The following is a 24,845-nucleotide window of genomic DNA, read 5'->3' on the forward strand; positions in this document are numbered from 1 at the left end:
GTGCTGCGGGCCGTTTGGTGCGGCATCGCAACCATCTTCCGGTGGACGCTCAGGTCCCCGCAGGATTTGGCACCGCGAGGGATCGGCCGCGCTGCGGTCGATCCATCAGGTTGCCCCGGCGTCCTTGGGCCTGTCCCTCAGCCGGTCTCGATGGATGGGCGCAGTTTGGTGCCGGCACCCACGCCTGTCAATCGCTTTATCCCGATGAAGCGATGTTAATAACCAATCGTCATGACACGGATCGGGGATACTGCCCGCCATGCGCACATTCGCCCTGCTGCTGGCCGGCCTGCTGCTTGCCCCGTCGCCCACGACGGCGCAGGACGAGACGGCCAGCGTGGTCGCCCATCTGCGGATCGAACCCGGCGATGGCGACTACCTCGCATGGGCCGACAACCTGCTGGCCGGGCCAGTGGAAGTGCGGCTGGAAAGCAGCGGCAGCGCCCCACCCAGCGAACCGATGCTGCCCGCGCGTGCGTCCATTCCCGCAGGCGGCAGCGCGTTGGTGGCGCGGCTGAAACCGGCCAGTGGCCGCAACGGATTGATGCAGCTGCGCCTGACCGGCGTACCCGGCAGCTCGAACGCACGTCCGCGCGATGTCGAATACCTGCCGCCGCTGCGCGAACCGGAGATGCGCATCGATCAGGGCTTCGAAGGCGCGTTCAGCCATCACGACGACGAGAACCGCCATGCGCTGGACTTCGCCACCGGCATCGGCACACCCGTGCATGCGGCGCGCGCCGGCACGGTGATGCAGGTCGAAGCCGGCTTCCACGGCAACGGGCTGGACTATCGCCGCGATGCCGCGCGCAGCAACTTCATCCGCATCCTGCACGACGACGGCACGATGGCGCTGTACGCGCACCTCGCGCATGACGGTGTGCTGGTGCGGCCGGGCCAGCAGGTGCAGGCCGGTGAACGCATCGGCATGTCCGGCAATACCGGCTACAGCACTGCGCCGCACCTGCACTTCGTGGTGCAGGTCAATCGCGGCGGACGCCTGCAGTCTGTCCCGTTCCGCATGCACGGCGTGCTGACGACCCACTGACCGCCGCTTTTACTGAAGCGATGTGCGCAGTGCCGCCGCCTGCGCCTGCATCCCGAGTTTGCCGTACACATCGGCCAGCCGCTGCGCGGCGGTACGGGTGCGGGCATGCTCTGCGCCGAAGCGCGCCTGCAGCCGCGCGTGGCTGTCTTCCAGCACGCGCCGGGCTTCGGCCAGACGCCCCAGTTGCGCAAGACATTCGCCGCGATTGCTGTCGAAGATGGCGGCAAACGGATGATCCACACCAAGGCGCACGCGCACCTGCGCGGAAAGCGTGTCGAACTCGGCCAGCGCTTCACGCAGGTTGCCGCGCTTCATCAAGAGCATGCCAAGGTTGTTGCGCGGCGCGAACGTGTCTGGCGCACCCGGCCCGCCCCGGCGCTGCTGCGCCGCAAGCAAACCGCGCAGCAACTGTTCCGCGCCATCCAGATCACCCTGATCCTCCAGCCCGTAGGCCAGCACGCTGCGCGCCACCAGCGCCTTGTCATCGCCCTCGGGGCGGTTGGCATCCAGCCATGCACTCGCACGCCGCACCAGCGGCACGCCTTCGCCGGAATTGCCATGTTCGATCAGGAACGACCCCAGATTGAGCTGGCTCATCACCGTGCCGGGATGGTTTTCGCCCAATACCGCAAGACGGCCTTCGGCAGCGCGGCGGAACGCGGCCTCTGCCTCCGTGGCATGGCCCAGCTTGTTCTCCACGATGCCGAGCTGGTTCCACGCGAACAGTGTCTGCGGATGCCGTTCGCCGAACACGCGGGCATGCCGCTGCGCGGCATCGCGCACCACGTCCAGCGCGGCGGCGTAATCGCCATCAAGCTGCAGGGCGGATGCAAGTTGCAGTTGCAAACCCAGCGTACGCTGCGCGTCCTCGCCCAACTGCTTGCGCGCCTGCGGCAACAATTCACGCAATGCGGTCACGGCTTCCTTCTGCTTGCCGGTTTCGCGCAGCAGTTCCGCAGCGGATTCCTCCACCGCGATGCGCAGCGTGGGCGTCAGTGCATCGCCACGCGCACGCAATGCTGCCAGCCCGCGCTCACCGGCTTCGTAGTCACCGGCCACGATGGCGCTGCGTGCGCTTCCCAGCAGTAATTCATCACGCAGCGATGCCGATACGCCTTCCTGCTTCAGCGCGGCATCAAATGCCGCACGCGAACGCGCACCGTCACCCAAGCCCAGCCATGTCACGCCCAGCACCTGCTGCAGGCGCGCGACCGCACCTGGCGACAGCGAGGAATCGTCGAGTTCCGCCGCCGCCACGTCGAGAATGTCGCGCACCCGCAGGTCACGGCCCTGCGCGCGTTCGGGATCGGCCTCGGTCAGCATGTTTTCGACGAAGCCATTCACCGCCGCCAATTCACTGGCACGCGCCTGCGCCTGCGCCAGCGCGGCGCGTGCATGTTGCGCGGCGATGACGCTGACGATGGTCGCCGCCAGCAGCGACACGAACACCATGCTGGCGGCGATGGTGAGGGCGCGATGCCTGCGCACGAAACGCGCAGCGCGATAAGCCAGCGTCGGCGCATGTGCGCGCACCGGGCGCGAGTCCAGCACTGCTTCCAGATCGTCCGCCAGTTCCGCAGCGGTTGCGTAGCGCTGGTCAGGTTCCGATGCCAGCGCCTTCATCACCACCAGATTCAGGTCACCGCCGGCATCGCGGTTCAAACGCCCCAGCGGCTGCGGGTCTTCGCGGCGCACGATTTCCAGCGCCTCGAACAGTGTCGAGGTGGACAGGCGCGGATGCGGCAACTGGCCGGACAGCAGTTCGTAACCCATCGCACCCAGCGCATACACGTCACTGCGCGCATCCACGTCGCGCGCATTGCCGGCCAACTGCTCCGGACTCATGTAGGGCAAGGTGCCCATCACCTGCCCGGCGTGGGTCATGCCTTCGCCGTCGCCTTCGTCGCCATGCAGGCGGGCGATGCCGAAGTCGAGGATCTTCGGCTGGCCGTGTTCATCGACCAGCACGTTGGATGGCTTCAGGTCGCGATGCACGATGCCGCGCTGGTGCGCGTAATGCACCGCACGCGCCAGCTTCGCCAATAACGTGATGCGCGCGCGCAGGTCGGGGCGTTCGCGTTCCAGATGGCCGCGCAGATCGGGGCCGCGCGCCGCGCCGGGCGATGATGATAACTACATTTACTCCATAGCCCTCCAAAATGAGCCATGAAGATCGGTCGGAACCCGCTGAAATGAAAGCGGGTTTTCGGCCGAAAACATTTGGTTTCGCGTTTTACGCACGCTTGTTCGCCGAAGCCACGTTCCCCATCGACAGCGTAGAGAGGGACCGGCATCATAGGCACGTCGCCGCGCGAAGGAGCAAAACACGAGCAAACCGCGTCAGCCGGTAAGGAGCAGAGCCATGGCCGTTGTGATGCTGATGAGCGTTATCCTGATCGCGATGCTTTGCGTCGCGGCCTATACGCTCGCGGTCTATGCGCTGCCCTTCATGCTTGGATTGACGGCCGCGCAGTTCGCTTATCACACCGGCTCCGGCTTGATCGGCGCGGGATTGGTCGGCTTGGTCGCGGCCGGTGCCGCCTTCGGCATCCTGGCACTTCTCTTTGACTCATTACGCTCCCCGATCCTGCGCCTCGTCGTGGCGCTGATCTTCGCAGCGCCCGCCGCCGTGGCTGGTTATGCGCTTGTCCACGGTGTCACCAAGGAATCGGTCCCGTCCGAAATCTGGCGGCAAATCTTCTGCATTATCGGCGGCGGCTTTGTCGGGATTTCCGCCTTGCTGCGACTGGCAGCACCTTCGGCCGGTGGGCCTGCGCCCGTTCGCTAAACCAACGACATAATATCAAATTGACCCGGCGCTAAAGCGCCGGGGCTTTGTCACTGGCGGCCCTCCGGCTCACTACGGCGCTATTTGGGGGGCGCGTTCGCCTCCGGGCCGGCGCGGCTGCCGCCGCGTCTCATCTGATCGTTATGAAGAAGATTGCTAAGGGCGCTGCCCTCGCGCGGCGCAAGAAAACTCTTTGGCCTTTCGCGGCATAAACGGCCCGCTCCCCGCAAGCGGGTCCCCTCCATTTATTCCACGGTGCCAAAGACTTTCCTGGCACCTTACTACCCCGGTCTCGCCGACGGGCAAGGGTTCAGGAGCGGCGCTTCGCTGCTCTGAACCCCAAACCCGAAGGAACAGAGACATGACCAGCGCAGCCGATAGCAATCCCCGCATCTATGTTGCCTGCCTTGCAGCCTACAACAACGGCTATCTGCATGGTGCCTGGATCGACGTGGATCAGGACGCCGACGAGATCAGGGACGAGATTTCCGCCATGCTCGCGCGTTCGCCGATCAAGGGCGCGGAAGAATATGCCATTCATGACTACGAGGGCTTTGAAGGCGTCACCATCAGGGAATACGCCAGCATCGAGAGCGTGGCGCGGATGGGCGCGTTCATCGCCGAGCATGGCGCGCTAGGTGCGGGTTTGCTGGAGCAATTCGTCGGCGACATCGACCAGGCCGAAACCGCCTTGCAGGACTGCTATCATGGACAGCACGCCAGCCTTGCCGACTACATGGAGGAGTTGACTGTCGAAAGCGGCGTCACGATCCCCGAAGCTCTGCGCTATTACATTGATTGGGAGGCGATGGCGCGCGACGCCGAAATGAGCGGCGAGTTTTTCATCATCGAAACCGCGCGTGACGAGGTGCATGTTTTTTCCAACTGCTAGGGGCTGATTTGCTTTGCCTGCACCGCCAGGCAAAGCAAATCCAAGGCGTCCCGCAATTATTTAGATGCGCGCGAGAATACCCAATTTGAACGACTGGCCAAATCGGGAAAGCACCGTTAATAATAGTTAAACAGCAAGGTTCTGACCGACACGAACAACATTTCGCGTCATACCGGCTACTTCCCGTTTCTACAGTTTCGGAAACTCTCTATCCGGGCGTTGTCTCGTTCGCCCGTGAGTAGAGAGGGTGCGCCATGCTTCGCGTTGATTGGCGTGCGCCGGGGGCTTACGGGCACGCGAAAGCCATTCCCCCCGCCGGTTTCGCCTGGGAATATCTTCGTCGCCATGAGGATTATCATCGCGACTTTCAGACCATATCACACATGAAGGAGCCGACCGCGAGCGAGCTGGACGCATTCTCGCAACGATGGGGGTTGCGATTTCCCGTGCGACCCCGAAACCCCACCTGACCGGCAATCCCTGTTCTGGATTCCGAGCCTTCAGCCGCAAGCGGTTCTCCTGTCTCCGGTGCAGCATCGTGACGGGAAAACGGAGCCTATCGTGACGCTGGCGCATCTGTCCGGCCTCGACCTACGGCACGCGGCGGACGGATGGCATGGCCTCTGGCATGTCGATGGCGTCACGCATCAATTCTGGCTGCCCCAGGCCGTGCCCGATGCAGCCGGCTTCTATGCCGTATCCCTACCGATGGATTCCTATATGGAGCTTCGCGCCCATGCCGCCCGCCGTCTTTGGCGATCCCTCAATGGGCGCGCGCCTGGCGCAGACTTCCGCACCATGCCGACGCAGCTCCGGCGGTTTCATATCCTGTCCCTGCGCGCGCTCGACGCCCGCTTGCGAGGCGAGAGCTATCGAACCATTGCGGAGGTGTTGCTTGGTTTTCGCGGTAGCAAAGAAGATTGGGAGGTCGATCCACGCAAGAACCAAGCTCGTCGTCTGGTAGCCCACGGGCTGAAAATGATGCGGGGCGGCTACCGCCTCTTGCTGCACTATCCGATCAAGCCCAATAACCAATAACAATCAGGTATCCAACGACGGTATAGTCATCTGCTTCTGGAAATTACTCCAGTCATATACTCGTTTAGATCGCGAAAACCCTGAACCGTCCATGTGAACGCAGGCAGTCTTACGCCATTTTCTCGCAACGTCCTCGGAATACGGTCTCCGTTTGGACGGAGTATTACAGATGAAACAATGACGCCGGGATAATCGGCTAGGCGTCTCTTGAATGCAGGCGTTGTAAGATCAGGCGTGGGAGGAACGCTTCTTCTGGCCAACGGGCCTGTGCCTCGAATATCAGTTCCATGGCACATGGCGCATCTCTGCACAAAAATCCGCTGCCCATTCGCGCTGTCTGCAAAGGAAGCGGAAGGGATCGAAAGCGTTGTTATGGCAAACGCGGCGAGAAGCGTTTCTTTGATCTTCATTGTGTTCCGTGCGTCCTATGCTCATCGCACCACATACAGAAAATTTCGCGAAATTCAAAAAGCGTAGGTTTTATAAATCTCGCAAACCTTCAGTTACCTTTTGCTACCGCCTGCTCCAAGATTCGGCGATAGCCTACGCGTGAAAGCCATTCGGCGCGGGCGAGGTGACTTTCCCAACAATGCCGCGTCCGCGCTTCCTCGCCAACCGGATCACGATGCAGGACAATCCGCGCGACTTCCTGCCAATCCGCACCTTCCGCTTTCGCATCGAGAAGACGCCAATAGGTGACGTGGTGCTGTTCGTCGTAGGGCGTAACGTCGTTCCCGCGCGGCGCTTCGTCATCCACATCGGGATCGAGTTCTACAGGCACTCGCATGGCCATTCCCCTTATCGAGAGGGTTTGTCTGCGGTGCGCCCCCGCAAACATCCTCTCTGACTCTTGGTGATCGGGGAGTTAGTAACCGTGACTAGACGGCCCCATGGCCTTTAGTTCGAAGAACCTGTTGCATACGCCACAGGCTCCCCGACCATAGGGTCAAGGAGTGTGGTGCCGTCACGGCCGACACCAACCGCTAGTCAGGGGTTACTACGCCCCCGGAGCAGCGCGTCACTGCTCCTTAGCCAGCCTTACCCGAAACAGGCGGAAATGTCTTTGCCTATTCGATGTGACCGGCAAGGAGCCGCTGAAAACTCACGTCTTTTCGTTCTGATAGGGGGTGCCGCCAGCGCATAGGCGCAAATGCGGCACGCTACCCGTCGCCGATCCCTCGCCATGGTTCGCCACAGCCCGCCGAAGTTTTCGGCGGCCACATCGACGAACCAGAGGTGATCCTATGGCCATCCGCCGCAATGCGGACCTGCCGCCGCGCCTTTTGCGCACCCAGGAAGCCGCGCGCTTTCTCGGCTTGTCCATCCGCACCCTAGAGAAACATCGCACCTACGGCACCGGCCCGACCTATCGCAAGATCGGCGGCCGCGTCCTCTACACCGTCCGCGACCTTGAAGACTGGAGCGCGGTCGGCACCCGGAAATCCACGCGCGACAAGAACGCCGGCACCGTATTTCCCGCGCGTCCGCTCACGCCCAAAGAGCTGGGCGATTGCTGAATGCTGCGCGATGACGACCATAGCCCCGCGCAGCCGGCCGAGGACAGCGAACGCAGCCGCCTCGACCCCTTCGTAGTCGCGACCGGCGACGCCGCCCCGCGCGACCAGCGCGACTTGATGGAGCGGCCGTTCTTTTCCCTGGCGAAAACGCCGCGCACCAAGCCGATTTTCTACAAAGCCGCCGATGTGGAGGTTCAGGTGTTCGGAATGCCCGAACACGGCATGGCGACCATATGGGACGCCGATGTTCTGATTTGGGCTGCCTCGCAGATCGTCGCGGCCGAGAACGACGGCCTGCGCACGTCGCGCTTTTTCCGCTTCACGCCCTATCACCTGTTGCGCGCCATCGGCCGACCGACCGGCAACCATCAATATCTGTTGCTGAAAGCCGCGCTCGCGCGCCTGCAATCGACCGTCATCGCCACCACGATCCGCAACGGCACGCATTGGCGTCGCCGGCAATTCTCATGGATCAACGAGTGGGAGGAAATGACGACGCGCGCCGGTCGCGTCGAGGGCATGGAGTTCGTCCTGCCCGAATGGTTCTACAACAGCGTCATTGATCGCTCGCTCGTCCTCACCATCGACCCGGCCTATTTCCGGCTCACGGGCGGGATCGAGCGGTGGCTTTACCGCGTCGCCAGGAAGCACGCCGGCCACCAGCGCCATGGCTGGATTTTCGAGGTCGCGCATCTTCATCAGAAATCCGGCAGCCTCGCGCGGCCGTCCGATTTTGCGCTCGACCTACGCCGCATCGCAGCCCGTCAGCCGCTCCCAGGCTACCGGCTCCAGATCGAGCGAGAAGACGGCCGCGAGTTGCTGCGCATCCGCCCCGAAAATTTGTCCACAGTGCCTGTTGAAAAGGGTGTGAATACCATCGGCAGATCAGGCGCACGGGGTATCGGCACATCAGGCGCACCACTATCGGCAGATCAGGCGCACGAACCACAGCTAACGCTTTGGCCTGAAACGCGGAATCCGACCGCTAACTTATCTAACAGAGAATCTAACTCTTTTTCTTTGACGCGCGCGCACGCGATGCGTGGTGCCGGTTCGACCCGAAGGGGCGAGCCATGATGCGCGCGCTCGACCTGTTCAGCGCAGCGGCGGGAGGATGGTCGCTTGGCCTTCACCGTGCCGGCTTCGTCACCGTCGCCGCCTGCGAAATCATCGAATGGCGGCGCATCCTTTACGCAGAGAACAATCCCCATGTCAGACTCTACGACGACGTGCGTGCCGTTACGGCAGCTCGACTTGTTTCCGACCTTGGAATCCTTCCCGACATCATCGTCGGCAGCCCGCCGTGCCAGGACATCAGCACCGCCAACACAAAAGGGAAAGGCATCGACGGCGAGCGTTCCGGCCTCTACCTCGAAGCCGTCCGCCTTGTCGGAGATTGCCGACCTCGCTGGTTCGCTTTTGAGAATAGCCCTAATCTCCGAACTCGCGGCGCTGACCGGCTTCTCGATGCACTGGAAACGCTCGGCTACGCCTGCGAACCGTGCGTGGTGGGTGCTGAAAATGTCGGCGCCAACCATGTTCGCAAGCGATCATGGCTCATCGGCTACGACCCCGAACAGCTTGCCCGGCATTGTTGGAACGCCAATCAGCAAGATCGGTCGACGATCAGGCGGGTTCGCAAGCAATCGACACCCGACAATGACCGAAGCATTGCACCACGCTTCGCTTCCGACGCCAGTGGCTCAATCTCAGCAAGGCGGCATACGTCTGGAGGGCGGATCAGCGGCGCGGAAAGCCTTGAAGGAATCGGGGTTGCTCGACCTGTTCCGCAATCGCCCACTCCCCACGCCGATGGCGACGGACGGAATGACGAATGGCGCGGGCGGCGGAGCGGCATCGACATATCCGCTACGGATGATCCTCGCGACGCCGAGGAAATCGGATGCGGATCGGGGTGGTCGGGGCGATGTGTTGAGCCAGTTGCAGGGTCATGCCAGCCACCATGCGGGCATGATGCCGACCCCGGTGAAGCCGAACGGCGGTCGCAGGTTGAATGCGCAGGAGATCGAAACGGGCAAGCGGTCGAACGGCGCGAAAGCGCAGATCGACACGCCGAACCTGCTCCGTCACGCCGCGGCGATTCTGCCGACGCCGACGAAACGGGACAGCCGCATGGACAGCTGGAGTCCGGCCTACGAGCGGCGGAAATCGCCGACGATGGACGCGGTGATGAGCGGGGCGATGATAGCCTCGACGCCGACAGCGACGGCGAACCAATTGGCGCCATCGTCGATCCAGAAATGGGCGGGAGCGCGGGCGCTGGCGGTGATGTTGCAGAGCCGTGGCCTGACTGGAACGGCGGCTTTGCCCATCACCTACGGCTGGATGATGGGCTTTCCGCCTGGGTGGCTGACACGCGCATTGCGCTCGGCAGTCGCAAAGGGACTTCTGCTGCCAGCCTGATCGTCGAAGCCTTCGGCGACGCCGTTCTCCCGCAAATCCCCGAAGCTATCGGCCGCGCCATCCTGCGCACCGAAGCCGCGCTCGACGCGGTGTTCCTGCGCGCCTCTCACGACATTCCCGGAGACGAACAATGACCCGCCGCGCCCATCGCAGCGCGCACGGCCGTCCGCTGCCGGACGGACCCGCGCCCTTCACCACATTGGTCGAGCTGACCTTCGACAAACGCAAGGTCGAGCACTGGATACGCTTCGGCCGCAAAAGCTACGAACAGATCATCGACCGTCGCCGCAGCGTCGTCGGCTTCGCGCCGGAGAGCATCTTTGCCTTCGTCCGGTGGGCGAACGGCGAGCACGGCACGATCATTTCCCGCATCGACATTGTTCGCGCCATCGGCCGGGGCGAGCCTTATCAAACGCTGCCCTTCGTGCGCCCTGGCGGCGAAATCCTCTTGCGTCTCGACGGCTGGCAGAAGGTTCAGAGCGCGCTTGCCGTCATCGACGCCGTGGAAGCCCTGGGCCTCGATCCGACCGACGTATCGCCGGACTACTGGCGGCACGCGCACAACCGCCTATCCGCCAATCTGGAGCCGAGCGCCTACACGCCGGAGCGACATGCGGCATGGATCGGGCGACGGAGGATCGGCCCATGACGCGCGCCGGCCTCCTTATCGCAACCGCGCTCGCAGCCATTGGCGTCGGCTATCCTGGCCTCACGCCGATGCCGATCAAGCTCATCTGGAACGCATCGGCGAGCGCGCCAATCGGCTTCTACACAATCGACTTCGACGGCCCGTTCGAGGTGACTGATCTTGTCGCCGTCGATGCGCCCGAACCGCTCGCGACCTTTCTTGACGAGCGCGGCTATCTGCCGAAGGGCGTGCCTCTGTTGAAGCGCGTGCGCGCCGTATCCGGCCAGACTGTTTGCAGGTCCGGGCATGTCGTCACCGTCGATGGCATCATTGCCGGCGTCGCGCTCGACCGTGACCGGATCGGCCGCGAGTTGCCCGTCTGGCAGGGCTGCCAGCGCATCCATACCGGCGAAATCTTCCTGATGAACTGGCAGGTCCGCGACAGCCTCGACGGCAGATATTTCGGGCTGATTTCCACCGACCAGATCATCGGTCGCGCGGTCCCGCTCTGGACCGATGAGGAAGGCGTCGGCCGCTACGAGTGGCGCGCGCCGACGCGCTGACTTCGCACTTCCCCCAACCGACCAGAAGGAGACTGCCAATGCCTGCCAATATCTTTGAACCCACCGCCAACGGCTATGCCGGCCGCGTCCGGCTGTTCGGAATCAACGAGGCTATCGCGCTCGTCGAAACCGAACCGAGCGACGCCGACAATGCGCCGGCCTACCGCGTCCATCTCGACGACGAGGACGGTCCCGAAATCGGCGGCGGCTGGAAACGTGTCGGCGAACGCGCCGGAGATTACATCGCCCTGGAGATCGACAGCCCGCTTTTCCCCGCGCTGTTTCGCCCGGCGCTGTTCCAGGCCGACGACGAGGGGCGCACCTTCCGGCTCGCCTGGAAGCGGCCACGGGCGCGCGAGGACCGGAGCTGATCGGTGCGCGGTCCTCTCATCCCTCTGTTCGCGGCAAATCCGTCTCATCCCTTCGTCCCGCTCGACGACCGGACGGCCGGCGCTTCGCGCGCACCCTTTACCGAAGCGAGCACGCTGGCAGGCTGGCGTCGTGGCGGAGACAGGGCGGCATGGCGTTGCGCCGTTCTGTTGCTCGCGGGCGCGTTTTCCATCTGCGCCGAGCCGGGCGTCGTGGTCGCGCAATCCGCGCCGGTCACGCGCCCGGTTGCCATCGATCCCCATGCGGATCACATCGCGGAGGCGGCGCAGCGGTTCGGCATTCCCGAACGCTGGATTCGCGCCGTGTTGCGCGCCGAGAGCGCGGGCGACAGGCGCGCGGTTTCGTCGGCCGGCGCGATGGGATTGATGCAGGTCATGCCCGACACCTGGGCGGGCTTGCGCGTCCGCTATCGGCTCGGCCGCGATCCCTATCAGCCGCGCGACAACATCATGGCTGGCGCCGCCTACATGCGCGAATTGTGGGATCGCTACGGCAACGTCGCTGCGATGCTCGCCGCCTACAACGCCGGCCCCGGCCGCTACGACGAGCACCGTTCGACCGGCCGCCCGCTGCCCGCCGAGACACGCGCCTACGTCGCCGCGCTCGCGCCGATCCTTGGCGGCGCGGTGGCGTCCGATTCACCAGCGCGGCGGGCTGCGCCGCCGCCCGACTGGCGCGAAGCACCGCTTTTTATCGTGCGGCCGAACGACAGCCGGGCGACCGTCGCGCCGTCATCCAACGCGCAATCCGGCGACCTGTTCGCCGCCGTTTCGGAGCGGGACCGGCGATGAAAATTGCCTATGCCGACCCGCCCTATATCGGCTGCGCGCACCTCTATCGCGATCACCCCGACTATGCCGGCGAGGTCGATCATGTGCGCCTGATCGAGCGGCTGGAGCACGACTATGACGGCTGGATATTGCACGCCGCCGCAACGCCGCGCTCCATCGCGACGCTTGCGCCGCTGGTCGAGCGGACGGGCGCACGGTGGATGGCCTGGGTGAAGGGGTTCGCGGCGTTCAAGCGCAATATCCCCGTCGCGTTTGCGTGGGAGCCGGTCATCGTGAAGGCCGCGCGAAAGCCCGTCGTCAGCAAGCGGCTGGTGATGCGGGACTGGATTCAGGAGAGCATCACGTTGCGCCGTGGCCTCACTGGCGCGAAGCCCGAAGCGGTTTGTCATTGGGCTTTCGAGATGGTCGCGGCGCGTCCCGACGACATGCTCGACGACCTGTTTCCCGGCAGCGGAGCGGTCGCGGAAGCGTGGCGCACATGGCGGCTCAAATTCGCTTTGCCGGGCGAGCCGGTGGCGCGGATCGCTGCATCTATCGGTGTGCAGGATCAGGCAGCAGATGGAGCAGAGCCATGAGGGCCGGAGGGGCAGAAAGGGGCGAAGGAGCGGAGGGCAAGATAAAGGAAACCGGCACTAGGTCGGCCGGATTTCTGAAATTGTTGTTGTCTGCACACTGGTTAGATGGGCCGCGAGCGGCACCATGCTTTTTGATCCCGCGTGCCGCGATCTTGTGCAAAGCCTTGGCTTTGCTGGGTTTCGGCCGGCACTACGGCCGCCGAAAGCCCGATTTCCTTGATTTTTGGCCGGAGGCGCATCCTTGAGCGCCGACGACGAAAACCGCTTCCGGCCGAAGCCCGGTCGCATCCGATCCGACGCGCGGCCGGGCAAGACCAAGAGCTTTTTCAGCCAGGCCAAGAAGATCGCCCGGCAGCATAGCGCCAGCCCGTCCAGATCGTCGCCACGTTCAGCACAGCGCCCCGGCAAAAGCCCGACCGGCAAGAGCGGCAAAGCCTCGCGTTCGACCAAAGGACCGGGCCTGCAACGCGGGCGCGGTGCGGCCTTCGTTCGCACCCGCACCTTGTCGGGCGGCTGGCGTCACAGCGCGCCTGGAATGCGCCGCGTCGTCGTCAAGACCCGCTACGTCAAGGACGCCGGCCGGAACGGCAAGGCCGCGGCCCATCTGCGCTATATCCAGCGCGACGGCACATCGCGCGACGGAGAGCGCGGCCAGCTCTATTCCGCGACCGAGGACCGTGCCGATGGCGACGCCTTCGTTGAGCGCGGCAAGGAGGATCGGCATCAGTTCCGGTTCATCGTCTCGCCGGAGGACGGCGCGGACCTGACTGACCTCACCGCCCACACGCGCGACCTCATGAAACAGATCGAGGCCGACCTTGGCACGCGGCTCGATTGGGTTGCGGTCAATCACTACAACACTGGCCACCCCCATGTGCATGTCATCGTCCGGGGCAAGGACGACCTGGGCGAGAATCTTGTCATCAACGGCGACTATCTCGCCAACGGCATCCGCGAGCGGGCCAGCGAGCTAGCGACGCTGGAGCTTGGTCCCGTGACCGAGATCGAGCAGAGCCGCAAGCTGTCTGCCGAAATCGACCAGGACCGTTTCACCCGCATCGACCGCGCCATGACGGAGGAAGCCGACGAGCGGTTCCTTGACCTTCGCCATGAACCTGCCGAGCCGAGGCGGCAGTTCAATCGAACACTGCGCCTGCGCCGTCTCGCCAAGCTGGAGAAGATGGGACTGGCAACCCCACATGCGCCGGGCGTTTGGGAGTTGAGCAAGGACATGGAGCCGACTTTGCGCGAGCTGGGCGAGCGCGGCGACATCATCCGCAACATGCACAAGGCGCTAAAGGCCGATGGCCTGGAGCGCGATCCCATGACCTTCCATATCCATGACGGGCCGCCGGAGGCGCCCGTCATCGGGCGCGTCGTCGATAAGTATCTGTCCGACGAGCTGGGCGAAAACCTGACCGTCGTAGTGGATGGCGTTGACGGCCGGACTCATCATGTCACCGGCATCGACCCGGCCCGCGTCGAGGATGCCCGCATCGGTAGCGTGGTCGAGATCGGACCGGCCGACACGACGCAGCGACCGTCTGACCGGACCATTGCCGCCATCGCCGAGGATGGCGTTTATCGGCCGAGCCGCCATCTGGAACGGGCGAAGTTCGAGGGTCGCGTTCTAGGCGGCGACTATGAGGGCTATGTCGATGCACATGTGCGCCGGCTGGAGGCGCTACGCCGCGCCGGGATCGTCGAGCGGATCGACACGGATCAATGGCGCATCCCCGAAGATTTCGAGAGCCGCGCCACGGCCTACGATGGCAGCCGCAACCGGCAGGCCAGCGTTCGCGTGCTTTCGGTGCTCGACCTTGAGAAGCAGATCGGCGCGGACGGGGCGACCTGGCTGGACCGGCGCTTGGTGTTGCCCGACGCATCCGACCTTGCATCGGCCGGCTTCGGCCAACAGGTGCGCGAGGCGATGGACCAGCGGCGCGAACATCATATCGACCAGGGCGACGCCAGCCGCAGCCGAGACGGCCGAACCTTCTACCGGCGCAATCTTCTCGCCACCCTGCGCGAGCGCGAGGTTGCCAGCGTCGGCGCGGAGATCGCCGCGAGCAAGGCGCTACCGTTCCGCGCCGCGACAGACGGCGAAACCGTCAGCGGCAAGTTCACCGGGACCGTGCAGCTAACCAGCGGCAAGTTCGCCGTGGTCGAGCAGAGCCACGAGTTCACCCTTGTCCCATGGCGGCCGGTCATCGACCGCCAGCTCGGCCGCGAGGTCATGGGCGTCGTGCAAGGCGGATCGGTTTCATGGCAGTTGGGGCGGCAGAGAGGTCTTGGGCTTTAGGCATCCTGTGAAAGTGTTTTTGCGATGGTGCTTAGCCAGCGTCGCACCCCAGCTTGCTCGCCGTCCGAGAAATCATCGACCAAACGGGCCTCTGTTGCGTGAACCCGCTGACGACAGGCCGCGAGGAGTTCATGACCTGCCGGGGTCACTTCGATCTGCCTGATACGGCCGTGCGAAGCATGGGCATGGCGGCTAATCAAGCTCCGCTTTTCGAGATTTCCAATAATGACCGTGATGGTTGGAGGCGTCAGTAGGCAGAGGCGCGCCAGATCGGCGCTTGAACATCCTGGATAGGCCGCGAGCATGGTGAGGACCGTAAACTGCGGCGGCGTCACATCCAGATCGGCAAGCGCCCTCTCCATGGCGAGACGAAGCGCGTTTGCGGCCTGACGCAGCAAATATCCCAGATGACCGTCAAGGCCACGCTTGCCTTCACCTACCTCGGGAACGGCAACCATCGGAATCTCCTTGCGCATGGTATTAGAGTTCGAATATTATATTCGAGTTCTAACACTACAAGAAAGGCTGGGCGACCACCAGCCCGCAAAGGGAAGCTTATGGGCACCGATTCCGACACTCCGACGCTGCCAATCTGGATCGTAGTGGGCTGGGCGACAATCTTTCTGGTTGGCACCGACCTGTTTGTTGTGTCGCCGTTCCTGCCGTTGATCGGAAAGGAAATCGACCGCTCACCGCAATCGCTGACCGTCTTGGTAAGCGTCTTTAGCGTTGTCTATGCGGTCGCCAGTCCAATTCAGGGCTGGGTCGCCGAGCGGCTCGGTCCTAAAGCTGTTTTGATCTTTGGCGTTTCGGCGCTTGCCATCGCCAACGCCTACACCGGAATTGCACCTGATTTTCCGAATCTGGTCGTAAGCCGGACAATGGCCGGCTTTGCCGCCGCCTCGATTTCACCGATGGTCTATACGCTGACGGCGAACAACGCCGAGCCGGCGCGCCGAGCCTCAAGGCTCGCAATCGTCAATTCAGGTTTGGTGATCTCCCTGATTCTCGGTGCGCCCGTGGGCCTGATGCTGGGAAGCCTAACGGAATGGCGTTGGGTCTTCCTGGGCCTCGCCGTTCTTCTGATCGTGATGATTCCGATAAACGTAATGACGTGGGCGCAAGTGCCAGCCAAGGCGAGCCGATCAGGCACGATAAAGAGCGCCGAACGCCTTGCCGATTCCTGGCCCTTTCTCGCCGGCATGATCGCGTGGGCGGCAAGCGTCTATATGACATACACATTACTTGGCACGGCTCTCGAAACACGGTTGCAGCTTGGCGTGTGGACGACGAGCTTGATCCTCTCAGCTTTCGGCCTCGGCGCGACGGTGGGTGTGCTATCAGGTGGAAAACTGGCCGACCGGATCGGCGCACCATACGTCGTTCGCCTCTCATTCGTCGCCATAGCAATCATGTTTTGTATGAGCGCGGCAGCATTCCATTTTGGAGTTGTGACGCCATTCACGATCACGCTCTTTCTGATCGCCCTGTTTGCTTACGGATTCTTTCCAGCCATTCAGGCAATGGCGGCAAATGCTTTTGCAGCGAGGCGAGCGACCGTTCTCGGTCTGTTGAGTAGTTCGCTCTACGTTGGGATCACGCTCGGCTCCTTTGTGGGCGGGGTAATTTTCGACACTTTTGGGATGGCCTGCGTTCTCATCGCGTCGGCCATAACAGCAGTTGTCGGTTTGCTGGCGACATGGGCGCTGGCTGCAAAAGATCGCACGCAAAACGAAGATGCGACAATCAGGGTTCGTCCGTGAGGGCGATATGCGACGGAGGCGGCATTCAGCATCGACGACAGATCGTCAATGGAGAGTGCCGACCTCGTTGGGATCGCGCATTCCCCTCGCGTCGCTGATCCAGACGCTCGCTGTCGCGGAATATCTCAACTTCCGCCATGCCGCCAATGCGCTTGGCGTCAGCCTGTCGAGCGTGAGCGCCCGCGTGAAGACGCTGGAGGAAGACCTTGGCATCCTCCTGTTCGAGCGACACGCGCGCGGCGTCCGGCTCACCGAAGCCGGTCGCCATTTTGTCGAGCTTGTCGCGGCCGGCGTCGATCAGCTCGACCATGCTGTGAAGACGGCCGGCATGGCGTCATCGGGCGAATGCGGCCGACTGCGCATCGGCGTCCATGCCCTGATTCCCCGTAGCTTTCTTGCGGGCTTGATCGGGCAATATCGGGACGATCATCCCGGCGTCGAAATCGAAATGTCGGAGAGCACGGCCCGCGAGGCGGTAATGCAACTGCGCGCCGACCGGCTTGATATTGTGTTCGTGGCTGGAAGCCCTGAACTGCCGGATTGTCATTCGCGGAGGATATGGACCGAACCGCTGGTCGCGGTGCTGCCGGAACGGCATCCGCTCGCTAACCAAGCCGCTGTTACCTGGGCCGATCTAGCTGGCGAGACGTTCCTTGTCCGCCATAGCGGCACCGGCCCGCAGGTTCACGACCATATCGTGCTGCGCCTCGCCGGGCGTTGGCCGGCATCCTCGATCCAGCGCTTCGACGTTGAACGCGGCACGTTGCTGTCCATGGTCGGACAGGGCTTCGGCATCACCATCGTCGGTGCGGCTACATCGCTGCTGCCAACGTCAGGCGTGGTCTTCCTGCCGTTTGCCGACGAGCCGGAGCCGGTTCCGTTCTCGGCCGTGTGGTCGCCGTTTAATCAGGGCACGGCGTTGCGCAATCTGCTCGACCTAGCGACCAAGATGGGTCGGTCGATCCGGGCAGATTGATTATTGAGCCTCCCATTATGCTGACAAGAGGCTGATTTGCCTGTTGCTGCTTCTGCGATGTTCACTGAACGCCGCCGTGATCGCACGAAGCGTTTCACGCGTTTTGGGGTCGGTCAGGGACGAGTGCAGAATGATGGACAATGAAGGAATTGCCGGCAGGTTGAGCATTTGACTGACCTCGATCATGTCAGGCGTCGCCAATCGGCAAGGGAACGCAGCAACCGCAAGACCTGCCGACAATGCCGCCGTCACCGCCGAGGTGCCACCAACGAATACCTCGTTCCACGGGATCGAAGCCGCATCGAGCAAGCGTGTCGCCACTTCCCGAACCGTGCAGCATGAAGGATGACTTGCGATCCGTAACGGCTCGCCAGCGCGATGCTCAAAATCCGATGACGCAAACCAGCCGAAATGTTCCGGGCCAAGCACTTCTCCATCCCGCCGGTCGTCGTCGCTACGCACGATCACAGCGTCCAGCGTTCCGTCTTCATAGGCATCCAGCAATGTGCGCGCGTTATCGACCAGCACCTCGACCGCGAGGCAAGGATCGAGCGATTTGAGCTTCGCAAGCAAGGTCGGAACCTCTGGTCCCATGATGTGGGCAGCGATTCCGAGCCGGAAGCGGCGTCTTTCCGCCGTGAGAGCCGCAAACGCACGTTCATGGGCTGCAAGGAACTCCCGTGCGGGCGGCAGGAAGGTTTCGCCCTGCGCCGATAGACGCACCTGCCTTGGAGTGCGTTCGATCAGCTTCTTGCCTAGTCGGTCTTCCAGTCGCTTCAGCTTCACGCTAACCGCGCCCTGCGTCGAGCCAAGAGCCTCGGCAGCGCGGGTGAAGCTCTGAAGGTCGGCGATCATCACGAAAGCCCGGACGGCATCAACCTCAAGCACACTCATCTATCTATCCGCTTTTGTTGTCACTGAAATGCTCTGCCATGCGATTGATAAATGAGCATGTCGTCGGCATTTTTGCAAGCGAACCGCATCGTCGCGCGCAGGGCGAACCGAGTAACGCATATCGCCGTAGGTGATGAGCCGCCTTGTGCTGCAAGCAACAGCAAGGCCAAGATATGAATCCTGCCCCCTCATCCAAAAACAGTTTTGCGCTCACCGCCGTATGTCTTTCGGCGCTCATGCTCGGACTGGAAATAACCAGCATCCCCTCCATTCTGCCGACGTTGGAAAGCGTTCTCCCAGCCGATTTCCGGCAACTGCAATGGATCATGAATGCCTACACCATCGCCATGTGCGCGGTGCTGATGGCGATGGGCGCTTTGGGGGATCGGTTCGGCCGCAAGCGCATCTTCATGTCGGGCGTGGTGGTCTTCGGGATCGCGTCTCTTATCTGCGGGCTGGCGACCAGCGCGCCGCTCCTGATCGCAGCGCGCTTTCTGCAAGGATTGAGCGCCGCCGCCATGCTTGCCTGTCAAGTCGCGGTGCTGTCGCACCAGTTTCGCGACGGCGCGGAACGCGGCAAGGCGTTCGGTTGGTGGGGCATCACCTTCGGCGTCGGTCTAGGTTTCGGCCCGATAGTCGGCGGGGGAATTATCACGCTGGCAAGCTGGCAATGGGTATTTCTGATCCATGTCGCAATCGCAGCGATCACGGTCTTCTTCGCTCATAAGGGTATTGAAGAATCCTCCGATCCCAAGGCGACCCGGATCGACCTTGCAGGCATGGTCACGCTGTCGGTTGCGGTCTTCGGAATAGTCTATCTCCTGACGCAAGGGCAGGAATTGGGGCTGGCGAGTGCGCCTGCGCTGGCGATCCTGGCGGTCAGCATCGCGAGCTTCGTGGTGTTTGTCGTGGTCGAGAACCGCATTGCGCGGCCAATGTTCGATTTCTCCGCTTTGCGTATTCGCAGGCTTTCGGGCGCGTTGCTTGGTTCCAGCGGCATGAACTTTAGCTTCTGGCCCTTCGTGATCTATCTGCCGATCTATCTGCACGCCGTCTTGGGCTATGACGCCATCGCGGCGGGGCTGACCGTGCTTGCCTACACCGTGCCGACCATCGTGGTTCCGCCGCTGGCTGAACGCCTGCTGCTTCGTCGGGGGCCTGGTGTCGTCATTCCGTTCGGGTTGTTCACCATCGGCGCGGGCTTCATCCTGCTCCATTTCGTCGCCACAAGTGACCATGCGAACTGGATGACGCTACTTCCCGGCTGCATCGTTGCCGGGATCGGCCTCGGCTTCACCAATACGCCTGTCACCAACACGGCAACTGCGGCTGTCCCGCCGGAGCGGGCCGGTATGGCGTCGGGCATGGATATGAGCGCGCGGTTCATTTCACTGTCGGTCAATATCGCGATCATGGGTCTTATCCTGTTGGGCGGGGTCTATGCCCATCTTGCCCAGGCGCTCCCGCAACCCGCTGTCGAAAGCACGCTCAGGGCATTGGCGGACGCCGTATCGGCGGGAAATCTTGCTGCCGCCGAAACCCACGGGTTTTCCATCGCCAATGCCCGCGATGCGCTGGCGCATGGCATCGGCTGGGTCACGCTCTACGGCGCAGTCTCGGCGTGGACCCTCGCGCTGATGAGCTTCCTTGTCTTCGGAGGGAAGAAGTCGATGCAGGCGGAAGAAGCCTTGCCGCGCTGAAATCAAACGAACGCCACAGGCACGGAAGGAAACAGAGATGAAAATCGGGATCATTGGTGCGGGGCGAATGGCGCAGGCGGTGGGATTGCTGGCGGTCAAAGCCGGTCATCAGATCATGTTGAGCAATTCCAGAGGCCCGGAAACGATTCGGCACATCGGCCAGCAGATCGGTTGCGAGGTTGGGACCGTGGATGACGTTGCCGCATTCGGTGAAATGGTTGTCGCAGCGATTCACCTGCAAATGTCAGCGGCCATTCCGGCTGCGCCGCTGAATGGAAAGGTGGTGCTGAATCCGCAAAACTACTTCCCCTATTTTGGTCCGGTGGCGGAGTTGGACAGCGGCGAGCTTACGACCGCCGAGGTGCTGGCGAGGCTTCTTCCCGGCTCCAGGGTGGTGAAAGTCCTCAACTCCATTCTGGTGGAGGATGTTGTTCCCGACGCGCGCCCATCCGGGGCGAAGGATCGGCGCGCGCTTCCGATAGCCGGGGATGATGCCGGTGCAAAAGCCACCGCCGCAACATTCCTCGATCAAATTGGCTACGATTCGGTCGATGCAGGAGCTTTGGCCGATGGATGGCGTTTCGAGCGCCGCCGGGCTGTCTATTGCGTTCCGCTGGACAAAGCCATGCTGGAGGGACGCTTGGCGGCGACCAGTCGCGACAGCTTCGTGCCGGACGGTAACTGGCGATTTGACCGAGGCATCCGCACCTAGTTGAACGGAGATAGCCATGCGGCGGCGGCGTTCAGCACCGATGATTGATTGCCGGTCGGGAACACCGATAGCGCTCGGATCACGCATTCCGCTTGCATCGCTGATTCAAACGCTCGCCGTTGCCGAGCACCTGAACTTCCGCCATGCGGCCAATGCGCTCGGCGTCAGCCTGTCGAGCGTCAGCGCCCGTGTGAAGACGCTGGAGGAAGACCTTGGCATTCTCCTGTTCGAGCGTCACGCACGCGGTGTCCGGCTGACAGAGGCCGGGCGTCACTTCGTCGAGTTGGTCGCAGCCGGTGTCGATCAACTCGACCATGCGGTGAAGACGGCAAGCATGGCGGCATCCGGGGAATGCGGTCGTCTGCGTATAGGCGTCCACGCGCTGATCCCGCGCAGCTTCCTTGCGGGCCTGATTGGTCGGTATCGGAACGAACATCCCGGCATCGAAATCGAAATGACGGAAAGCACGGCGCGCGAGGCGGTGATGCAGCTTCGCGCCGACCGACTCGACATTGTGTTCGTGGCCGGCAGCCCCGAATTGCCCGATTGCCATTCGCGACGAATATGGACCGAACCGCTGGTCGCGGCGCTGCCGGAGCAGCACCCATTCGCCAACCGGAATGCTGTCACCTGGGCCGATCTAGCTGGCGAGACATTCCTTGCTCGCCATGGAGGCACTGGTCCGCAGGTTCACGACCATATCGTGCTACGCCTCGCAGGGCGTTGGCCGGCGTCCTCAATACAACGCTTCGATGTTGAGCGCGGCACGTTACTTTCCATGGTTGGCCAGGGCTTCGGAATAACTATCGTCAGCGCAGCCACTTCGTTGCAGCCCACGTCCGGCGTTGTTTTCCTGCCGTTCGCCGACGAGCCGGAGCCGGTCGCATTCTCGGCTGTCTGGTCGCCATTCAGTCAAGGGACGGCGCTGCGAAACTTGCTCGAATTGGCAAACAAAATGGGCCGAACAATCGCAGCGCCGGAATAGGTTGCGATTCGTTACCGTCAGGTCCGTAAGAACAACAAGGTGGATCACCGCCTAAGCGCTACCTATCCTATTTGCCGCCGATAGTATCCGGCGACCCTCCCAACCTTCATCGCCTGTTGCCAGTCGCAAAATCGTCCATTCTCTGATCGGCTCCGACATTTTTGCCGATTGGAGCCTGTATGCGTGGAGGCCGGATTCTTTGGGGACAGATCGCTGTCGTCTTCACCATCGTTCTGGTGACGACGTGGACGGCGACGGAATGGACAGCATGGCGGCTCGGCTTCCAGGGGCAGCTAGGCAATCCATGGTTCGAGCTGGCCGGCTGGCCGATCTACTACCCGCCCGCGCTGTTCTGGTGGTGGTATGCGTTTGACGCTTACGCCCCGACGATCTTCGTCGAGGGCGGCGTCATCGCGGCGTCGGGCGGCATCATATCCATCGTCGCCGCCATCGCCATGTCCATCATGCGGGCGCGGGAGGCGCACAACGTCGCGACCTACGGCTCGGCGCGATGGGCGGAAGACAAGGAAATTTGCACGGCCGGATTGCTCGGCCCGGATGGCGTCGTGCTCGGCCGGCACGATGGCGACTATCTGCGCCATGACGGGCCGGAGCATGTTCTTTGCTTCGCGCCGACACGATCAGGCAAAGGCGTCGGCCTTGTCGTGCCGACGTTGCTGACCTGGCCGGGCAGTTGCATCGTCCACGACATAAAAGGCGAGAACTGGACGCTGACAGCGGGCTTCCGCGCGAAGCATGGCCGCGTTCTGCTGTTCGATCCGACCAACGCCAGATCGTCCGCCTACAATCCGTTGCTGGAGGTACGGCAAGGCGAATGGGAGGTCAGAGACGTTCAGAATATCGCGGATATTCTCGTCGATCCCGAAGGCTCGCTTGACCGCAGGAATCATTGGGAAAAGACCAGCCACAGCCTGCTAGTCGGCGCGATCCTGCATGTTCTCTATGCGGAGCAGGACAAAACCTTGGCGGGTGTGGCCAACTTCCTGTCCGATCCGAAGCGCCCCGTCGAGGCGACCTTGCGGGCGATGATGGACACGCCGCACCTGGGCGAAGCCGGCGTTCATCCTGTCATCGCGTCGTCGGCGCGTGAGCTGTTGAACAAGTCGGAGAACGAGCGCAGCGGCGTCCTTTCCACGGCAATGTCGTTTCTCGGCCTCTACCGCGATCCCGTCGTGGCGCGCGTCACGGCGCGGTGTGACTGGCGCATTGCCGATCTTGTCGGCAGCAAGAAGCCGGTCAGCCTCTACCTTGTGGTCCCGCCGTCCGACATCAACCGCACCAAGCCGCTTATTCGCCTGATCCTCAATCAGATCGGCAGGCGGTTGACCGAGGAATTGAAAACCTCCGGCACGCGGCATCGGCTGCTGTTGATGCTGGACGAGTTTCCGGCGCTCGGCCGACTGGATTTTTTCGAGAGCGCGTTAGCTTTCATGGCTGGCTATCGCCTCAAGAGCTTCTTGATCGCGCAGAGCCTCAACCAGATCGAGAAGGCTTACGGCGCGAACAACAGCGTGTTGGACAACTGCCATGTCCGCGTCGCCTTCGCCGCGAACGACGAAAGGACGGCGAAGCGCATCAGCGACGCGCTCGGCACCGCGACGGAGCTGCGCGACTCCACCAACTATGCCGGCCATCGCCTCGCGCCCTGGCTGGGGCATCTCATGGTTTCCCGGCAGGAGACAGCACGGCCGCTGCTGACTCCCGGCGAGATCATGCAGCTTCCGCCCAGCGACGAAATCGTAATGGTCGCGGGCACGCCGCCCATCCGCGCGACCAAGGCCCGCTATTTCGAGGATTCGCGGTTCATGGAACGCATCCTGACCCCGCCCGATCCGGCAGCCGGTCCCGCCGCCGCTAATCCATCATCCGATGATTGGTCGGGCCGTATCGTCGCCGCAACGAAAGCGACGGCTTCGGCCACGACCAGCGGGACCGAAGGCGATCCCGCGAATGCCGGCATCCGCCGCGAGCCGGAATTGCCGGAGCATGAGGAAATCGTCGCGCCGCCGCGTCCGCCCGAACAGGAGTCCGACATTCTGGACGACGAGCCGGACGTTGACGCCGCCAAAGCGCGCGCCCTGCGCCAGCGGATGCGGATGGTCGCGCGGCAAGCGTCGCTGGACCCTGGCGACGGCATCGAGCTTTGAGGACACACCCATGACCACCCGAACCCGCATGAACGTCTATTTCGACCCGGAATTGCTCGCCCAGGTCGAGGCGCTGGCGCTGCGCCGGCAGGTGTCGAAATCCGCCATCGTCGAGGCGGCCGTCGCGTCCTTCCTGTCCGGCGACGCATCGGATCGGCTGGAGGCAGCCATGTCGCGCCGTCTCGACAAGATCGGCCGCGAGATCCATGCGCTCGACGAGGATCTTGCCGTGCTCGGCGAAACCGTTTCGCTGTTCGTCAACATCTGGCTCGCTTCCACGCCGACGCTGCCGGAGAGCGCGCAGGCGGCAGCCCGCGCGAAGGGAGCCGAACGGTTCGAGGTATTCATGCAGATGCTCGGCAAGCGTCTGGCGACAGGCGACGGCTTCCTGAAAGAGCTTTCGCGCGACGTTGATTCGCTTCGCGATAGTCCTGCGCAAGAACAGTTCGAGGCGGATGACGGCGAAGCCTGAATTTTCAAACCGTCCTATTCGCCGCCGATGGCCGCCGATCACCGCACCCACTTCGATACTTGTTGAATCAGCCTGATTTCAGGCTCTTTTAATGGTTCTTCACCGAAGTCCGGGGATTGGCATCAAAAAGGAACGGCAGATCCGGGTGAAGATGTTTGTGTCGAGCAAACGTCCAATCCGGAGCCACCGTTCCCATGTCAGATGGTAAAGCCTGCCTCC

Annotated in this window: 25 protein-coding genes, 1 pseudogene and 1 riboswitch; of the genes and pseudogenes, 21 read left to right on the plus strand and 5 right to left on the minus strand. The window is 62.9% G+C overall.

The annotated features are described in order from the left end of the window. Positions 1 to 28: 28 nt before the first annotated feature. A riboswitch (SAM riboswitch) is annotated at positions 29 to 157 on the minus strand. Between the two features lie 102 nt (positions 158 to 259). Beyond that, positions 260 to 1,048 (plus strand): M23 family metallopeptidase, encoded by a 789-nt coding sequence (locus QM612_RS00525; RefSeq protein WP_415251940.1) that lies wholly within the window; start codon positions 260 to 262, stop codon positions 1,046 to 1,048. A gap of 9 nt (positions 1,049 to 1,057) precedes the next feature. On the opposite strand, the gene QM612_RS00530 is transcribed toward QM612_RS00525, so the two are convergent. Continuing rightward, positions 1,058 to 3,145 carry a tetratricopeptide repeat protein gene (locus QM612_RS00530; RefSeq protein ID WP_415251966.1) on the minus strand — a complete coding sequence of 696 codons (2,088 nt, stop codon included), beginning with the start codon at positions 3,143 to 3,145 and terminating at the stop codon, positions 1,058 to 1,060. A 265-nt stretch (positions 3,146 to 3,410) separates the two neighbouring features. On the opposite strand from QM612_RS00530, the gene QM612_RS00535 reads away from it, so the two are divergent. From QM612_RS00535 to QM612_RS00550, 4 genes are all read left to right on the plus strand, one after another. Beyond that, entirely contained in the window at positions 3,411 to 3,836 is a 426-nt protein-coding gene (locus QM612_RS00535) for a hypothetical protein (RefSeq protein WP_415251941.1), read from the plus strand. 361 nt (positions 3,837 to 4,197) lie between these two features. Next, positions 4,198 to 4,728 carry an antirestriction protein ArdA gene (locus tag QM612_RS00540; protein WP_415251942.1) on the plus strand — a complete coding sequence of 177 codons (531 nt, stop codon included), beginning with the start codon at positions 4,198 to 4,200 and terminating at the stop codon, positions 4,726 to 4,728. A 254-nt stretch (positions 4,729 to 4,982) separates the two neighbouring features. Further along, positions 4,983 to 5,198, plus strand: coding sequence for a transcriptional regulator domain-containing protein (locus QM612_RS00545; protein ID WP_415251943.1), 216 nt, complete (start codon positions 4,983 to 4,985; stop codon positions 5,196 to 5,198). A 91-nt stretch (positions 5,199 to 5,289) separates the two neighbouring features. Then, on the plus strand, positions 5,290 to 5,766 hold the full coding sequence (locus tag QM612_RS00550) for a DUF2285 domain-containing protein (protein ID WP_415251944.1): 477 nt from the start codon (positions 5,290 to 5,292) through the stop codon (positions 5,764 to 5,766). A 26-nt stretch (positions 5,767 to 5,792) separates the two neighbouring features. Here the strand turns inward: QM612_RS00550 and QM612_RS00555 are convergent, their stop codons facing one another. Both QM612_RS00555 and QM612_RS00560 read right to left on the minus strand, forming a co-directional pair. Next, positions 5,793 to 6,176 (minus strand): cytochrome c, encoded by a 384-nt coding sequence (locus QM612_RS00555; RefSeq protein WP_415251945.1) that lies wholly within the window; start codon positions 6,174 to 6,176, stop codon positions 5,793 to 5,795. Positions 6,177 to 6,265: 89 nt separating this feature from the next. Then, positions 6,266 to 6,553, minus strand: coding sequence for a DNA -binding domain-containing protein (locus QM612_RS00560; RefSeq protein ID WP_415251946.1), 288 nt, complete (start codon positions 6,551 to 6,553; stop codon positions 6,266 to 6,268). A gap of 457 nt (positions 6,554 to 7,010) precedes the next feature. Between QM612_RS00560 and QM612_RS00565 the strand changes: the two genes are divergently transcribed. From QM612_RS00565 to QM612_RS00605, 9 genes and pseudogenes are all read left to right on the plus strand, one after another. Further along, the gene (locus QM612_RS00565) at positions 7,011 to 7,283 is read left to right on the plus strand and encodes a helix-turn-helix transcriptional regulator (RefSeq protein ID WP_415251947.1); all 273 of its coding nucleotides are present in this window, start codon (positions 7,011 to 7,013) and stop codon (positions 7,281 to 7,283) included. Further along, positions 7,284 to 8,117, plus strand: a pseudogene (locus QM612_RS00570) (replication initiator protein A); the annotation flags it as partial. Positions 8,118 to 8,356: 239 nt separating this feature from the next. Continuing rightward, positions 8,357 to 9,841 (plus strand): DNA cytosine methyltransferase, encoded by a 1,485-nt coding sequence (locus QM612_RS00575; RefSeq protein WP_415251948.1) that lies wholly within the window; start codon positions 8,357 to 8,359, stop codon positions 9,839 to 9,841. Continuing rightward, positions 9,838 to 10,356 (plus strand): DUF2840 domain-containing protein, encoded by a 519-nt coding sequence (locus QM612_RS00580; RefSeq protein ID WP_415251949.1) that lies wholly within the window; start codon positions 9,838 to 9,840, stop codon positions 10,354 to 10,356. Before QM612_RS00575 ends, QM612_RS00580 begins: the two co-directional genes overlap by 4 nt. Further along, the gene (locus tag QM612_RS00585; RefSeq protein WP_415251950.1) at positions 10,353 to 10,898 is read left to right on the plus strand and encodes a S26 family signal peptidase; all 546 of its coding nucleotides are present in this window, start codon (positions 10,353 to 10,355) and stop codon (positions 10,896 to 10,898) included. The genes QM612_RS00580 and QM612_RS00585 overlap by 4 nt, the downstream gene beginning before the upstream one ends. A 38-nt stretch (positions 10,899 to 10,936) precedes the next feature. Then, positions 10,937 to 11,269, plus strand: a complete 333-nt coding sequence (locus QM612_RS00590; protein ID WP_415251951.1) for a DUF736 domain-containing protein — start codon at positions 10,937 to 10,939, stop codon at positions 11,267 to 11,269. Between the two features lie 3 nt (positions 11,270 to 11,272). Continuing rightward, positions 11,273 to 12,079: a lytic transglycosylase domain-containing protein gene (locus tag QM612_RS00595; protein WP_415251952.1), complete on the plus strand. Its 807-nt coding sequence runs from the start codon at positions 11,273 to 11,275 to the stop codon at positions 12,077 to 12,079. Then, positions 12,076 to 12,654, plus strand: coding sequence for a hypothetical protein (locus QM612_RS00600; RefSeq protein ID WP_415251953.1), 579 nt, complete (start codon positions 12,076 to 12,078; stop codon positions 12,652 to 12,654). The genes QM612_RS00595 and QM612_RS00600 overlap by 4 nt, the downstream gene beginning before the upstream one ends. A gap of 1,069 nt (positions 12,655 to 13,723) precedes the next feature. Next, on the plus strand, positions 13,724 to 14,956 hold the full coding sequence (locus tag QM612_RS00605; RefSeq protein ID WP_415251967.1) for a DUF3363 domain-containing protein: 1,233 nt from the start codon (positions 13,724 to 13,726) through the stop codon (positions 14,954 to 14,956). Here QM612_RS00605 and QM612_RS00610 read toward each other — a convergent pair. Continuing rightward, entirely contained in the window at positions 14,953 to 15,414 is a 462-nt protein-coding gene (locus tag QM612_RS00610; protein ID WP_415251954.1) for a MarR family winged helix-turn-helix transcriptional regulator, read from the minus strand. The two genes, QM612_RS00605 and QM612_RS00610, sit on opposite strands and share 4 nt — an antisense overlap. A gap of 99 nt (positions 15,415 to 15,513) precedes the next feature. Here QM612_RS00610 and QM612_RS00615 point away from each other — a divergent pair, with 99 nt between their 5' ends. Both QM612_RS00615 and QM612_RS00620 read left to right on the plus strand, forming a co-directional pair. Beyond that, entirely contained in the window at positions 15,514 to 16,719 is a 1,206-nt protein-coding gene (locus QM612_RS00615) for an MFS transporter (protein WP_415251955.1), read from the plus strand. 55 nt (positions 16,720 to 16,774) lie between these two features. Next, positions 16,775 to 17,695, plus strand: a complete 921-nt coding sequence (locus QM612_RS00620) for a LysR family transcriptional regulator (protein ID WP_415251956.1) — start codon at positions 16,775 to 16,777, stop codon at positions 17,693 to 17,695. A gap of 15 nt (positions 17,696 to 17,710) precedes the next feature. On the opposite strand, the gene QM612_RS00625 is transcribed toward QM612_RS00620, so the two are convergent. Further along, entirely contained in the window at positions 17,711 to 18,589 is an 879-nt protein-coding gene (locus tag QM612_RS00625) for a LysR family transcriptional regulator (protein ID WP_415251957.1), read from the minus strand. Positions 18,590 to 18,762: 173 nt separating this feature from the next. Between QM612_RS00625 and QM612_RS00630 the strand changes: the two genes are divergently transcribed. From QM612_RS00630 to QM612_RS00650, 5 genes are all read left to right on the plus strand, one after another. Then, positions 18,763 to 20,289: an MFS transporter gene (locus tag QM612_RS00630; protein WP_415251958.1), complete on the plus strand. Its 1,527-nt coding sequence runs from the start codon at positions 18,763 to 18,765 to the stop codon at positions 20,287 to 20,289. Between the two features lie 37 nt (positions 20,290 to 20,326). After that, the gene (locus tag QM612_RS00635) at positions 20,327 to 21,001 is read left to right on the plus strand and encodes an NADPH-dependent F420 reductase (protein ID WP_415251959.1); all 675 of its coding nucleotides are present in this window, start codon (positions 20,327 to 20,329) and stop codon (positions 20,999 to 21,001) included. A 16-nt stretch (positions 21,002 to 21,017) separates the two neighbouring features. Then, on the plus strand, positions 21,018 to 21,986 hold the full coding sequence (locus QM612_RS00640) for a LysR family transcriptional regulator (RefSeq protein WP_415251960.1): 969 nt from the start codon (positions 21,018 to 21,020) through the stop codon (positions 21,984 to 21,986). Positions 21,987 to 22,165: 179 nt separating this feature from the next. Next, positions 22,166 to 24,154, plus strand: a complete 1,989-nt coding sequence (locus tag QM612_RS00645; RefSeq protein WP_415251961.1) for a conjugal transfer protein TraG — start codon at positions 22,166 to 22,168, stop codon at positions 24,152 to 24,154. A gap of 10 nt (positions 24,155 to 24,164) precedes the next feature. After that, complete coding sequence (locus QM612_RS00650) at positions 24,165 to 24,626, plus strand: CopG family transcriptional regulator (protein ID WP_415251962.1); 462 nt, start codon at positions 24,165 to 24,167, stop codon at positions 24,624 to 24,626. The last annotated feature ends 219 nt before the right edge of the window (positions 24,627 to 24,845 follow it).

This window comes from Thermomonas sp., from assembly GCF_047606765.1.
Classification (GTDB): Bacteria; Pseudomonadota; Gammaproteobacteria; order Xanthomonadales; family Xanthomonadaceae; genus Thermomonas.